The 13,750-nt window shown below is 67.0% G+C and carries 10 protein-coding genes; 1 reads left to right on the forward strand and 9 read right to left on the reverse strand.

Annotated elements, in window-relative coordinates; translation table 11 throughout:
* Positions 1–89: 89 nt before the first annotated feature.
* The 9 genes from ACMW4R_RS02420 to ACMW4R_RS02460 all read right to left on the reverse strand — a co-directional run bounded on the left by ACMW4R_RS02420 (position 90) and on the right by ACMW4R_RS02460 (position 12,392).
* The gene (locus ACMW4R_RS02420) at positions 90–749 is read right to left on the reverse strand and encodes a methionine ABC transporter permease (RefSeq protein ID WP_058614957.1); all 660 of its coding nucleotides are present in this window, start codon (positions 747–749) and stop codon (positions 90–92) included.
* The gene (locus ACMW4R_RS02425; RefSeq protein ID WP_418299031.1) at positions 746–1,774 is read right to left on the reverse strand and encodes a methionine ABC transporter ATP-binding protein; all 1,029 of its coding nucleotides are present in this window, start codon (positions 1,772–1,774) and stop codon (positions 746–748) included. The genes ACMW4R_RS02420 and ACMW4R_RS02425 overlap by 4 nt, the downstream gene beginning before the upstream one ends.
* Entirely contained in the window at positions 1,771–2,673 is a 903-nt protein-coding gene (locus ACMW4R_RS02430; RefSeq protein WP_418299032.1) for a MetQ/NlpA family ABC transporter substrate-binding protein, read from the reverse strand. Before ACMW4R_RS02430 ends, ACMW4R_RS02425 begins: the two co-directional genes overlap by 4 nt.
* A 177-nt stretch (positions 2,674–2,850) precedes the next feature.
* A complete protein-coding gene (locus ACMW4R_RS02435; protein WP_418299033.1) occupies positions 2,851–5,226 on the reverse strand; it encodes a GH39 family glycosyl hydrolase in 2,376 nt (791 codons plus the stop codon).
* Positions 5,227–5,402: 176 nt separating this feature from the next.
* Complete coding sequence (locus tag ACMW4R_RS02440) at positions 5,403–6,827, reverse strand: family 43 glycosylhydrolase (RefSeq protein WP_418299034.1); 1,425 nt, start codon at positions 6,825–6,827, stop codon at positions 5,403–5,405.
* 101 nt (positions 6,828–6,928) lie between these two features.
* Positions 6,929–9,124, reverse strand: a complete 2,196-nt coding sequence (locus tag ACMW4R_RS02445; RefSeq protein ID WP_418299035.1) for a family 78 glycoside hydrolase catalytic domain — start codon at positions 9,122–9,124, stop codon at positions 6,929–6,931.
* 77 nt (positions 9,125–9,201) lie between these two features.
* Positions 9,202–10,038, reverse strand: a complete 837-nt coding sequence (locus ACMW4R_RS02450) for a carbohydrate ABC transporter permease (RefSeq protein WP_058596801.1) — start codon at positions 10,036–10,038, stop codon at positions 9,202–9,204.
* Positions 10,035–10,976, reverse strand: a complete 942-nt coding sequence (locus ACMW4R_RS02455; RefSeq protein ID WP_418299036.1) for a carbohydrate ABC transporter permease — start codon at positions 10,974–10,976, stop codon at positions 10,035–10,037. Before ACMW4R_RS02455 ends, ACMW4R_RS02450 begins: the two co-directional genes overlap by 4 nt.
* A 96-nt stretch (positions 10,977–11,072) precedes the next feature.
* The gene (locus tag ACMW4R_RS02460; RefSeq protein ID WP_418299037.1) at positions 11,073–12,392 is read right to left on the reverse strand and encodes an ABC transporter substrate-binding protein; all 1,320 of its coding nucleotides are present in this window, start codon (positions 12,390–12,392) and stop codon (positions 11,073–11,075) included.
* Between the two features lie 153 nt (positions 12,393–12,545).
* Here ACMW4R_RS02460 and ACMW4R_RS02465 point away from each other — a divergent pair, with 153 nt between their 5' ends.
* Positions 12,546–13,634 carry a LacI family DNA-binding transcriptional regulator gene (locus ACMW4R_RS02465; RefSeq protein ID WP_241490510.1) on the forward strand — a complete coding sequence of 363 codons (1,089 nt, stop codon included), beginning with the start codon at positions 12,546–12,548 and terminating at the stop codon, positions 13,632–13,634.
* Positions 13,635–13,750 lie beyond the last annotated feature (116 nt).

The raw sequence follows: 13,750 nt of genomic DNA on the forward strand, positions 1-13,750 counted from the left end.
CTCACATAAACGCGATGTCCCCGCGTTTATGTGCGTGGATCGCGTTTATGCCGGCGTCTGCCCCGGAACGACGACCTCGAGAGCGGGCCTCAGCGCCGCAGGATGCGGTGCGCGAGCGCGTTGCCGACGAGCTGACCGGCCTGCACGATCACCACGATGATCGCCACCGTGATCCACGTCGCCTGGGCGTTGAACTGCTGGTAGCCGTAGATGATCGCGAAGTTGCCGAGCCCGCCGCCGCCGATGTACCCCGCCATCGCCGACATGTCGACGACCGCGATGAACATGAACGTGTAGCCGAGGATGAGCGGCGCGAGCGCTTCGGGGATGACCACCCCGAACAGCACGCCGATGCGCCGCGCGCCCACGGCGCGAGCCGCCTCGACGGTTCCCGGATCCACGGCGACGAGGTTCTGTTCGACCACGCGGGCGATCACGACCGTGGCCATGATCGTGATGGGCACGATCGCGGCATCCGTCCCCAGCGTCGTCCCCGTCACCGCACGGGTGACCGGGGCCACCGCGGTGAGGAAGATGATGAACGGGATCGGGCGGATGAGGTTGATCACGAGGTTCGCGACGAAGAAGACGACGCGGTTCTCGAACAGATTGCCGGGGCGGGTGGCGTAGAGCAGGGCGCCGATGGCGAGTCCCGCGATGCCCGAGATGAGCAGCGACACCGCGACCATGTAGACGGTCTCGCCGATCGACTGCAGCAGCACCGGCGTCAGGGTGTCCCATTTGTTCATGCGCGGGCCTCCTCGACGTTCGGCACCACGACGTCGGTGTGGGAGCGGAGCTCGGCCACGACGGCATCCAGGTCGTCGGTGTGCACCCGATACGTGAGGGTGCCGAGCTGCTTGCCGAGCACGTCGGTCACTCCGCCGTAGACGACCGAGTGCCGTGCGCCGTGGCGCTGGAACACCTCGGACACGTCTTCGCTCGTGAACTCGTTCACCTCGACGCTCACCAGCGCGCCGCCGCCCGCGGCGAGCGCCGCCAGCGCCTCACCCGACGGCACGCCCTGCGTCACCGCGGCGACGAACCGCTTGGTCAGTTCCGCCCGCGGGTGCGCGAACACGCGATACGTGTCGCCGCTGTCGACGACGCGTCCGCCGTCCATCACGATGACCTGATCACAGAGCTCGTGCACGATCGAGATCTGGTGCGTGATGACCACGATCGTGATGCCCAGGCGCCGATTGATCTCGCGGAGCAGGTCGAGAACCTCGGCGGTGGTCTGCGGGTCGAGGGCGCTCGTCGCCTCGTCGGCGAGGAGGATCCGCGGGTTCGTCGCGATCGCGCGCGCGATGCCGACGCGCTGCTTCTGTCCGCCCGACAGGCGCCGCGGGTACTGCTTCGCCTTGTCGCCGATTCCGACGAAATCGAGCAGCTCCGCCACCCGCTTGTCGCGATCGGCCTTCTTCCACCCCGCGACCTTGAGCGGGTACGCGACGTTGGCCGCGACCGTGCGCGAGGAGAACAGGTTGAACTGCTGGAAGATCATGCCGACGCGGCGGCGCAGGTCGCGTAGCGTCGCCTCGCTGGCATCCCCCACGTCCACTCCCAGCACCTCGACGGTGCCCGAGGTGGGCTTCTCGAGGCCGTTCAGCAGCCGCACGAGCGTCGACTTGCCCGCGCCGGAGTACCCGATCACCCCGACGATCGACCCCTCCTCCACGCTCACCGTGACGTCGTCGACGGCCGTGGTGGTGGAACGGCGGTCGGTGCGGAAGCCCTTCGTGACGCCCCGCAGCTCGATGACCGCGGTCATCCCTTCTGGGCCTTGAGGGCGTCCTCGAGGCTGGTGAGCTCGTCCTGCAACTGCGCACCGGTCCACTCGGTCTTGAACTGCAGGTTGCCCTGGTTGAGCTCGGTGACCGCGGCCTCCACCTCGGGCGAGTGGTACGCGGCGACGAGCTTCTCCCAGCGCGGGTCGTCCTTCTTGTCGTCGCGGACGACGAAGGCATTGATGTACGGCGCGAGCTGCGGGTTGTTCAAGTCTTCCTTGAAGATGATGAGCTCGTCGCCGAGCCCGCCCTTCTGCGCCTGCGTGTTGTTGACGATCGCGGCCTGGGCGCTGCCGTCCTTGAGCGCGGTGACCGTCTGGTTGGTGTCGACCGGCAGCAGCTCGACCTTGGAGGTCACGATGTCGGCGGGCGTCGAGAGGGCCGTGCCGCCGTCCTTGAGGGTGAGCAGGCCGGCGGTCTGCAGGTTGAGCAGGCCACGCGCGAGGTTGGTGGGGTTATTGGGGATCGCGACCTTCGCGCCCTCGGGCAGGTCCTTCACCTCGGTGTACTGCTCGGAGTACAGCGCGAGCGGGTACACCGCGGTCGCACCGACCGGCACGAGCGAGCCGTTGTTCTCGACGTTGAACTGCGACAGGTAGATCAGGTGCTGGAAGAGGTTCACGTCGAGCTCGCCGTCCTGCACGCCCTGGTTGAGCTGCACGCCGTCGTTGATCGTGCGCACCTCGAGGTCGATGCCTTCGCCTGCGAGCTTCTGCTTCAGCACCGTCCAGTGCGCCTCGTTGCCGTCGTCGGCACCGAGGACGATGCGGGACGAGTCGTCTTCGGATGCCGCCCCTCCCGCGCACCCGGTGAGGGCGAGGAGGAGGGCTGCGGTGGAGGCGCCGAGGATCGTGGCCAGGCGTGCGGTGGTGCGTGAAGTCATGACTCCACGTCAACATGCGCCCGCCCGAGGCTCAAACCGGACCGTCACGAGCGGTAACCGGTCGTCGTGCGGCGTCATCGATTCGACGGACCCCGGGCTCGATGGCATCCGGAATCGACGCGGACGCGCGTCAGCCCCTCCCCCGAACGTCCGTGGTGGAGGGGCTGACGTCGTCGATCACGGGGTCGTGAGGACCGCCCCGTCGACCCAGGCTTGGGCGGTGCCGCTGTTCTTGTAGAAGTACAGCAGCGCCGACGTCGCCGTGGATCCGGTGGTGAAGGTGACCGAGGCCTGCTTCCAGTGGCTGGCGGTCACCGGCGTCGAGACCTCGGACCCTCCGAAGTTCTTGGCGCCGATGTACACGGGCTCACCGGCCGCCGACTTGGCGAATCCGCTGAACGTGTACGTCGTGTTCGGGGTCAGCCCCGACACCACCTGGTACACGCCCTTGCCCGCGCCCGTGAAGGTCGCGGCGTTGCGTCCGTCGTAGACGTTCGTCGACACGACGGATGCCGCGCCCTCGACCGACCAGGAGCTCAGGTCACCGCTCTCGAACCCGGGGTTGAGAACACCGGCGTTGGTGAGCTCGAGCTCCGCGAGCTGCAGACGGTAGACCTGCGACGACCCCTCGGTGACCGGCTGACCCTGCTTCGTCGCCGTGAGGCGGACGTACCGGTACGACGCCTTCCCGGTCGAGAACACCTGCGGTCCCGCGACCTTCTGGCCCGCTTTGTACCCCGTCTTCGTGACGAGCGATGTCCAGGTCGAGCCGTCGTTCGAGCCCGCGAGCGTGAAGTCGACCGGGAAGCTCGAGCCGTCGGCATCCTGATCATCCCGCGGCCAGAGAGTCGCGGTGTCGAAGGACTTTGCGCTGCCGAGGTCGAGCTGCACCCACTGGGTCGCCTGGGCCGTCGACGTGGAATCCGAGGTGAACCCCTGCGAGATCCCGCCGGTGTCGGAGGCGTCGTAGGTGTGGCGACGACCGTCGACGAGCTTTGCTCCACCCCAGCCGCCGCCGGTGTAGCTGCTCGAGCTCGTCACGATGCTCGCCCGCGCCACGTTCGTCGACGAGGTGGGCGTGCTCAGCGGAACGGCACCCGCGGCCTGCGTCGACGGGCTCAGCACGAACAGCGAGACCGATTTGGCGGGCATGGTCACCTGCGACGACCACGTGGATGCCGGCGCGGAGACGTTCACGCTGGACGGGCGCAGCAGTTCGTTGGGGCCCGTCGTGCGGTTGCGGGTTCCGGCGGACCAGTCGGCGTAGTAGTTGCCCGACGTGGCGTTGACGTCGTACCGGGTGACCGAGAAGTTCGACGATGCGAACGGGAGCGCACTCGCCGACAGCGAGACGGTGGAGGCGTCGCTGCCGTCGTTCCAGGCGAGGAACGCGGTCGTCTTGCTGCCGGTGTCGCCGGTGGCGATGGCGCCGACCGACCGGTCGGTGGGCGCTCCGGAGGTGGTGGACGTCAGCACGGTGGACGGCATGAGGTCGACCATCTCGAACACGTTGCCGACGGCCTTGCGGTGTCCTTCCACGGTCAGCAGACCGAGGTCGGTGGAGAAGTCCGCGGTGGGGTTCCACCCCTCGACCGGGCTGAAGAAGAACACCCCGTTGAGGGTGGGCTGCAGCAACGCTGAGGTCAGGCGACGGGCCGTGTAGGAGGCGAGCACGTTCGTGTCCGCGTCCCCGCCGGGGGTGGAACCGAACGCCGCCGTGGTGTGCCACTCGGTGATGTACTGCTTCTTCGCCGGGATCTTGCGCGACGACAGCATCCCCGCCACGGTCGCCGACTCCGAGAAGTCGTTGCCGCCGTAGTCGTGCCAGCTGACGAAGTCGAACGGCACGCTCGGGTTGGCTGCGATGTAATCCAGGAACGACCCCATGATCGACGCGTTGATGTCGTAGACCGCGGGACCACCGATCTGCGCGGTGGAGTCGGTGTCCTTCACCGCCTTCGCCGAGGCCGCGTACAGATCGTTGAACGCGGATGCGCCCGACTTCCAGAACGAGAAGTCGGGCTCGTTCCAGACCTCCCAGTTGAGTCCGGTGTGCCCCAGATCGGAGTAGTGCTTCACGGTGGTCGAGACCACCGTCGACCAGTCCGCGTAACTGGAGGGGGCCGTGAACTTGTCCTTCGCCAGCGCCCCCGGCATGTAGCTGAGCGTGAACCACGGGACCATGCCCTGATCGAACAAGGGCAGCACCACCGAGTCGAGCTTGGTGAAGTCGAACGTCAGCGCGCCGGCGGAGTTGCGGGAGACGAGCCCGTAGAAGTCGTCGTCGAAGATGTGGTCGATGCGCACCGACCGCACCCCGGTCGAATTGACCTGACCGAGCGTCTCGGGCAGCAGGTGGAGGTTCTTCGTGACGGCATAGCCGCCCTGAGAACCGTTGAGCAGCCGGGCGTCGTCGAGCTGCTGGCCCGCATCGGTGCCGTACGTGGCGCTGAACGTGACGGTGCTCGCCGCCACCGCGGACGGCGCCGACGCACCCGCCAGCACGAGGGCCCCGATCACGACCCCCACGGTCGCATTCGTTCTGATGGACACGTTCGTCCTCTCCTCTTCATCGAGAACCCGGCGGCGTCATCGCCGTCGGGGGTGGCAGGCCGGCCGCCGTCACGGTCGGCCTGCCACGGCCTCCACGGCAGAGCATCGCGCGGGCGCGGTCCTGCCGTCTCCGTGTGTGGGCGGCAGGGGCGGGATGCGCCCCTGCCGCCGTCTGCTCAGCCCTCGAGCCAGCGCTGGTTGTCGCCGCCGTTGCACCACCACAGGTTCGCGGCCGTGCCATTGCCGGTGTTGTTGCCGTACACCTCGAGGCAGAGTCCGCTCGCCGCGTTGGAGATCGCGTTGTATCCACCGGTGGCCGAGGCGATGTTCCACTTCTGCACGGCGACGTCGGCGCAGGTCACCTGCACCATGACCGCTCCCGCGGAGGTACTCGCATCCTTCGGAGCGAGGCATTTGCCGCTGTTGACGTTGATGATCTTGTACGACGAGCCCGTTGCCTGCAGCGTCCATCGCTGGTTCGCGCCCCCGTTGCACGAACCCTGGTTGACCGGCGCTGCCTCACTTGTGCTCAGACCCCATACGTCGAGGCACTGCGAGCTATGGGCGACCTGGAGCGCCAACTCGGTCTTTCCGAGAGGTGCGCCGAGGACGGGCCAGCCGTTGGCGTAGGAGAGGGGGCGGATGTCCAGGCTTTCTCGACCGTTGTTGGTGGCGTCGTAGTAGTGGTAGCCGAAGAAGGCTGACGAACCGTTGGTGAAGACGTCGCCGCCGCCCGCGGCGACACGCGGATAGGTGCCCTTCAGGACGACGGTGCCTCCGCCGTCGACCATGCTCTTCCCGCTCATGTCCGTGTACGGGCCGGTCACCGAGGTCGATCGCGCCACCGTGGTGTAGTACGTGCTGCTCGTCCCTGAACAGCACAGCCCCTTGGATCCGTACAGGTAGAAGTAGTCGCCGTCGCGGTGGATGGATACGCCCTCGACGCCCGTCGCGATCTTCCAGAGGTTGTTGTCGCTCGTCGAGAGCTTGCCGGTGGTCTCGTCCACGACGTGCATGTAGACGGCACCGCCGGTCCACGAGCCCCACGATACGTACAGACGGTTGTCACCGCCCCGGACGACATCGGGGTCGATCGGGTAGTTGACGTCCGTCACCATGCCCTCATCGGTCCACGGCCCGGCCGGGTCGGTCGCGGTGAGCAGGCCCATCACGGCGGAGGAGGTGCCCCAGACGGAAGCCCCGTAATAGAGGTAGTACTTCCCGTTGAAGAAGTTGATGTCGGGCGCCCAGATGTTCGGCGGGGTCTTGCCGAGCTTCTGGGTGATCCAGGCGGGCGTGCTCGCCCACGTGTTGCCGACCTTGACCCAGTTCGTCGTCGCGGGCGTATCGCAGGTGCGATAGACCATGACCGCTCCGGCGGCATTGTTCGGGTCGTTCTCGAAGCCGGTCGAGAAGGCGTAGGTGCACGAGCCGACCGTGATCAAGGACGGGTCGTGCAACCGTGTCTCGCCGCTGAGGGCATTCGCGGGTGGTGCGGCGATGAGCCCCGCGAGCACGAGCGCGAACGCTCCGAGAGCGACGACCGTGCGCCAGAGACGCACCGCCTCCCGGCCTTTCGTGATGGACGACGACGATGTCATTTCGACTCCTTTATCGGTGTGCATGGTGTGTCTTGGGGGGGGGCTCTCCGCCCGGCATCCACCGGACGGAGAACGCGCTGTCGTGTCTCCGGTTCGTCCGCCTATCGGAGAAGAGCAGAGGCCGTCGCGGGATAGGTCGCGTGGAAGAGATGAGTGCCCGCCCCGACCCTGATGTCGAGGTCGAACAGGTCCACTTGCGCCCTCGTGCCCTGCGGGACGACGACTTCGAGCCGGATGCCGTCCGCCTCGCGGTTCCACCTCACAGCGGCGCCTCCGTACGGCGTCATGACCTCGGTCTCGGCCCAGTCCACGCCGTCCACCGGACGAGGGGCGACGAGGATCTCGCCGTAGCCCGGCTCCGCAGGAGCGAGCCCTCCGAGGACACGATGCATCCAGTCCGCGACAGCACCCAAGGCGTAGTGGTTGAAGGAGGTCATCTCCCCCGGGTTCACGGTCCCGTCCGGGAGCATCGAGTCCCACCGCTCCCAGATCGTCGTCGCCCCCATCCGAACGGGATAGAGCCACGACGGACACTCCCTCTGCAGGAGCAGGCGTCCGGCCGTCGGCACTTGGCCCGTCGAGCTGAGAGCATCGAGAATGAACGGCGTGCCGGCGAAACCGGTGGAGATCCGGTAGTCGCTCTTGGCGACGAGCTCGGCCAGACGGGCACCCGCCCACTGCCGTTCCTCCTCATTTAGCAGACCGAAGACGATGCTCAAGGCGTACGCGGTCGTGCAGTCGTTCCGCAGACGCTTGAGCGCTGCATCGACGTAGGCGACGCGGTACGCCGCGCGGACGCGCCCGGCGAGTGCGTCGAGCACGTCCCGATCATCGAAGCGCTCGAGGACCTCAGCGCTTCGCGCCGTGAGAACGACCGTGCGGTAGAAACTGGCCGTGGCGACGAGACCGGTGTCGGCCTTCGCCTTCTCCGGGGATTCGGGCGGGGCGTCCGGATCGAGCCAGTCTCCGAACTGGAAACCCTCATCCCACAGGCCGGAGGGCGAGAGCAGGGACTCGACCCTCCGCACGTGGGCGAGCATCGAGTCGAACGACTCCTCGACGACCCGGAGATCGCCGTTCGCCTCCCACACCGCCCACGGGACCCAGACTGCAGCGTCGCTCCAGATGGCTGTCGAGTCCATGGGCGTGAACTCCGCCGGCATCCCGGCGTGCTTCAGCACATCGGGGACGACGTACGGCACGAGGCCGTCCTGCCCCTGCTGCTCCGCTCGAAGGTCGCGCAGCCAATCACGCAGGAAGTCTCCGACGTCGAAGAGGAACGCGGCGGTCGGTGCGAAGACCGCGATGTCCCCCGTCCACCCCAGGCGCTCGTCCCGCTGCGGGCAGTCGGAGGGAATGTCGAGGAAGTTGCCGCGGGTACTCCACACGACGTTGCGGTGAAGCGTGTTGAGCGCTTCGTTGGAGCTGCGGAACGTTCCGATCCGCCGCATCTCGGAACTCACCACCACCGCGGTGAGCGCGGACGGATCGAAGGCATTGATCCCTCCCGGCCATCCGTCGATCTGCACGTAGCGGAAGCCGTGGAAAGTAAAGGTGGGTTCGAAAACATCGCGACCGCCCGACAGCACGAATCGATCGGTCGCCGTCGCAGACCGTAGCGGGCGGAGTGCGAGTTCGCCGTCTTCCAGCACCTCGGCGTGGCGGAGAACGATCTCCGAACCGCGTTCGCCCGTCACCTCGCATCGCACCCAACCGACCAGATTCTGGCCGAAATCCACGATGAGAGCGCCGGATGGAGACGTCCATGTGGCCTTGGGCGACACCTCTCCCTGACGGCGAACGGGCGGACCGACGTACGGCTCGAAGCGGGACAAGTCATCCTCGAGGAGGCGCACGGGAACCGACGCCCCCGGCGTCCCGCAAAGCCGGGCGTCGATCGTCTGACCACGGTAGAGGTCGTCGCTGATCGTGGCGCTTCCGCGGGCCGCCCACGTGGCGTCCGTCCCGAGGACGCGCACGCTGCCGTCCTCGTAGCGCACCTCCAGCTCGGCGATGCCGGCGAGGTCGTCACCGTAGACCGCGGAAGCCCCCATCCAGGTGAGGTTGCCGCGGTACCACCCATTGCCGAGCTCGAGTTCGATCTCCACGTCGGAACAGTCGCGCACTAGCTCGATCACGTCGGCTTCGGCGACGCGGATGCGCCACTCGTAGCTCGACCACCCCGGCGTGAGGACGTCTTCGGACACCGCGGCGCCGTCGATACGAGCCTCCACGATGCCGAGTGCGGAATACCGAAGCACCGCCGATACGACGGGACTTGCCGAGGCGATGTCCACGCGCGCATGCAGGACGGGCGCGGAGTCGAGCGCTGCACCGGGTGTGATCAGAGAAGCGACGGAGAACGGCGACCCGGTCATCCCTTCACCGCCCCACTGGTCATTCCGGCGACGATCTGGCGGTTGAAGAAGATGTACATGATGAGGGGAGGAATCGTGATGAGGAGGATGTCGGCGAAGAGGAGGTTGTACTGGTTCGCCGCCATGCCGCCGGCGTAGTTGTAGAGGGTGAGCTGGACGGTCGCGTTCTGATCGCCGGGGAGGAAGTAGAGCGGGTTGGCGAAGTCGTTGAAGACAGCGACCGACTGCACGACGATCGACGTCACGATCACCGGCTTCAGCAACGGCAGCACGACACGGAAGAAGAGACGGATGGGACCCGCGCCGTCGATCACCGCGGCCTCGTCCAACTCCCGCGGGATCGTGGCCACGAAGGCGCGGAACAGCAGGATGCAGAAGGACAGACCGAACGTCGCCTCGATGAGGACGAGTCCGGGCAGCGTCTTGAACAATCCCAGGCGCTGCAGCACCCAGATGGTGGGGACGACCGCCGGCGGGACGATGAGTCCGGCGAGCACGAAGAAGGTGATGACGCCGTTCCATCTCGACTGACGACGCGACAGGATGTAGCCGACCATCGCGGACAGCACGACCATGATCGTCACGCTCGCCACCGTCAAGACGATGCTGTTGACGAAGGCGCGCACGAGGAGGCCGTTGCGGTCCGACAGGACGGTGACGATGTTGTCCCAGAGCACCCACTTGTCCGGGAGCGAGAAACCGAGGAGCGAAGCGCCCTGCGTGGTCTTCGATGCCGTGATGAGAATGAAGGCGAACGGCACAAGGAAGACCAGTACCGAGACGGCGATGGCCACGGCGCCGACGATCCATCGGCGCAGCTGTGTCCGCCTCATGACTCCACCCCCCGACGGCCGATGTAGGAGGCGAGAGGGATCATGATCGCCGCCACGATGACGAAGAGGACGACGTTGCCCGCGGTCGAGAGTCCGTAGAAGCCCGCTTGGTACTGCTTGTAGATGACGGATGCCACCACATCGGAGCTGAAGCCCGGGCCTCCCTTGGTCATCGCCCAGATGAGGTCGAACGAGCGCAGACCGCCGATGAGGGAGAGGATGATGACGGTTCCAGTGGCGGGCCACGACAGCGGGAAGATGATGCTCCGGAAAACGGTCCACGCACCCGCCCCATCGACGCGGGCCGCCTCGAAGTACTCCTGCGGAATCGCCACGATGCCCGCGATGTAGATGAGCGTCGCGATACCGAGACCTTTCCAGACGTCGACCAGGGCGACCGACAGCAGAGCGAGGTTCGGGTCGGTCAGCCACCCGGGACCCGCGATACCCAAGGCCGCGAGTGCTTGGTTGACCACGCCGTCGAACGGGTCGAGGAGGACCTTGAAGGTTAGCCCGACGCCGATGGTGGAGACCAGGACGGGGAAGAAGGTGACGGCCCGGAGATATCCGCGGCCGATGAGGTTGCTGGTCAGCAACAGGGCCAGGGCGAACCCGAGCACCACTTTCGCGCCGCTGGTGACGACCGCGTAGATCAGGGTGTGGGCGAGCGACTGCGAGAGCTGAGGGTCCTGGAAGAACTGGACGAAGTTGTCGAGACCGATGAACGTGACATCGAACAGCGTCCACCGCGTGAGACTGAAGTACAGCGACGCGAACGTCGGCACAGCGAACAGCACGACGTAGAGCAGGGATGCCGGCAGGTGGAACCAGAGCGGGTAGGTCCGTCGGGCGAAGGGATCGGTGCCGGTTCTCCGCTTGCGGCGGCGGCCGCGGCGGCGGTCGAGGTCGGGAAGGACCTGAGCCATCGTGCTTGCCATGGGTTTCTCCTAGGTGGGTGGGGAGCCGGCTGCGAGAGTTCAGGGGGACAGCCGGCTCCCCGGTCGATCACGAGTGGATTGTGCGCGTGAGGCGCGTCACCACCCCTCGATGCCCAGCTGCTGCGCCTGCTTCTTCACGTCCTCGTCGTACGCGGCGGCGCCGTCGGCGGCCGATCGGATGCCCGATCCGACCTCGACGGAGATGTTCTCGAGGTTCGGTCCCTTGATCGGCGAGAGGAATTCGAGCGCGGAGGCGGACTTGCTCCCGTCGACGTACGACGCGATGTCGGAGACGAGCGGAGCGGCATCCGTCGGAACCTTGCAGGTGTCGATGACGTACGGGCCCGCGGCGTTGCCATTGGCGTTCTGGATGTCACAGCCCGCGGAGGAGTTCGCGAACGCGATGAACTTCTTCGCGGCGTCGAGCTGCGCACCCTCGGTGGTCTTGGGGATGTACAGGGCGGACGGCTGCCAGACCGTCAGCGTGGTGTCTGCGGCGGCGTCCGCGGGGAACGGGAAGACTCCGAGGTCCGCGATCTGGTCGGGCGCGTCCTGCGCGAGCTGGCCGAGCACGACCTGAGTCAGCATCGGGTACATGGCCGCCTTGCCGCTGCCCAGCGCAGCGATTCCGTCTGCCGCTGTCGCGGAGGCGAAGTCTTGATTGAACATCCCGGCGTCGAACGCGTCCTGCAGGTGCTGGAAGCTGGTGAGCGCCGGCTGGTCGGCGTACTTCGCCTTGTTGGCGGTGTACTCCTCAGCCCACTGCGGGTCCTGCGCGAGGATGTTGCCGAAGTCGCCGAGCACGAAGAGCTGCGAGGTCCACGAGTCACCGTAGGTCTGCTCGACCGGAGTGATGCCGGCGGCCTTGATCTTCGCAGCGGCGGCCGTGAACGAGGCCCAGTCCTTGGGCACCTCAATGCCCAGGTCGGCGAAGACCTTCTTGTTGTAGACCACGGCCCCCGCGTACGACGTGCCGAGCGGAGCGCCGTAGAACCCGGCATCCGTGGAGACGACGGCCTTGAAGCCATCCGAGACGTCGGCGGCCCATGACTCGCCGGAGAGATCCGTCAGGGTCTGGTCGGGGTTCAGCGCCTGGAAGAGGGAGCCGCTGTTGTACAACAGAACGCTGTCCATCTCCCCGGTCGACAGTTGCGTCTTGACGAGGTTGTCGCCTTCGGTTCCCGTGGGACGCGGGTCCACCGTGACCGTGATGCCCGGGTTCTCCTTCTGAAAGGCTTCGGCGAGGGCCGTCACGGTCTTGACCACGGCGGCCTCGTTGTAGACGGAGACGGTCACCTCGGCATTGGCCCCGTCGCCGCCGTTTCCGGCGGAGGAGCAGGCGGCGAGGGATACCGCGACCAGGGCGGATGCGGTGAGGGCGGCGCTCGTACGAAGCGCGCTGCTGCGGGACAACATGGCTTACCTCTCTGTAAGGGTCAGGACGGCGGGCTGTGTAGATTGATCTACACACGGGTCGGAGTTACCCGCCGCGCTCAAGTTAGACGCACTTCTGTGAAAATGTCAACCGGTCTACACTGGACACGCCCAGTCATCGACGACGGAGACGCTTTGACCCCTGCCGCCCTTCCCACCCCCTCGCCCGACGCGACACCACCCGGAGGGATCGCCCCGACCCGGGCCACCATCGAAGACGTCGCGCGAGCCGCGGGCGTGTCGCGCGCCGCCGTGTCGAAGGTCATCCGGGACGCCTACGGGGTGAGTGATTCGATGCGCGAGCGCGTCAGCGCCGCGATCGCCGATCTCGGCTATCGCCCTCGCGTCGCGGCGCGCGCCATGCGCGGATCGAGCCGAACGGTGGGCGTGCAGCTACCGCGCGTCGACAACTCGTTCTTCGCGAGGATTCTCGTCGGCGTCTTCGATCATCTGGAGGGGACGGGGTACCAGACGATCCTGGCCCCCATGACGCACGCGGCCAACGGGAAGGCAGCCCTCGAGAGCCTGGTCGACCGGCAGGTGGATGCCATCATCGCCGTCGCCCCCGCGGTGAGTCAGACATGGCTGGAACAACTCGGCCTGCGCGTCCCGCTGGTGCAGATCGGCCAGCATGACGATCCGGAGCACTACGACGTCGTCACGGGTGATGACGAAGAGGGCAGCCGTCTGGTCATGGCCCACCTGTTCGAACTGGGCCACCGCCGGATCGCTCATTTCACCGTCGATCAGAGAGCGCTCTCGGACCCACCGGCCGACCCCCATCTCGCCCGCACCCGAATCTACGACGAGCTCATGACCGAGCGCGGGCTGCCCACCGATACTCGCGCCATCCCCCTGACGGAAGAGGCGGCCTACGCGGAGACGATCTCGCTCCTGTCCCTCGCCGACCCGCCCACGGCCCTGTTCGCCGGACACGATGAACTCGCGCTCGGCGCCCTGCGTGCAAGTGCCGAGCGGGGCCTCGGACCCGAGGAGTTCTCCGTCGTCGGTTACGACGACGTCCCCATCGCGTCGCATCCGCTGATCGGACTCACCACCATCGACCAGTTCGGCGAGGAGATGGGCTTCCTCGCGGCCTCGCTGGTGCTCGAGAGGATCTCGGGCCGCACGGGATCCGTCCTCCGGCAGACGGATCCCGTGCTGCGCGCGCGGCGGTCCAGCGCTCGGATCTCGTCGGCGACGCAGGCGGCAGGCGCCGACTGATCCGTTCTCGCCGTGGGCGATGACCTCGTCAGCCACCGGCGCAGCCTTCGCCGTCCCCGAGCCGGATAGCCTGGAACCGATGCCACGGGATGAGAACGAACGAAGAAGACTCACCC

The sequence above is a fragment of the Microbacterium sp. S1037 genome, assembly GCF_048381605.1.
Lineage (GTDB): Bacteria > Actinomycetota > Actinomycetes > Actinomycetales > Microbacteriaceae > Microbacterium > Microbacterium testaceum_B.

What these genes read in the sequence shown, in the direction of transcription:
- ACMW4R_RS02420 (WP_058614957.1), bottom strand. Translation starts at nt 749, where the DNA reads ATGAACAAATGGGACACCCTGACGCCGGTGCTGCTGCAGTCGATCGGC.
- ACMW4R_RS02425 (WP_418299031.1), bottom strand. Translation starts at nt 1,774, where the DNA reads ATGACCGCGGTCATCGAGCTGCGGGGCGTCACGAAGGGCTTCCGCACC.
- ACMW4R_RS02430 (WP_418299032.1), bottom strand. Translation starts at nt 2,673, where the DNA reads ATGACTTCACGCACCACCGCACGCCTGGCCACGATCCTCGGCGCCTCC.
- ACMW4R_RS02440 (WP_418299034.1), bottom strand. Translation starts at nt 6,827, where the DNA reads ATGACATCGTCGTCGTCCATCACGAAAGGCCGGGAGGCGGTGCGTCTC.
- ACMW4R_RS02450 (WP_058596801.1), bottom strand. Translation starts at nt 10,038, where the DNA reads ATGAGGCGGACACAGCTGCGCCGATGGATCGTCGGCGCCGTGGCCATC.
- ACMW4R_RS02455 (WP_418299036.1), bottom strand. Translation starts at nt 10,976, where the DNA reads ATGGCAAGCACGATGGCTCAGGTCCTTCCCGACCTCGACCGCCGCCGC.
- ACMW4R_RS02460 (WP_418299037.1), bottom strand. Translation starts at nt 12,392, where the DNA reads ATGTTGTCCCGCAGCAGCGCGCTTCGTACGAGCGCCGCCCTCACCGCA.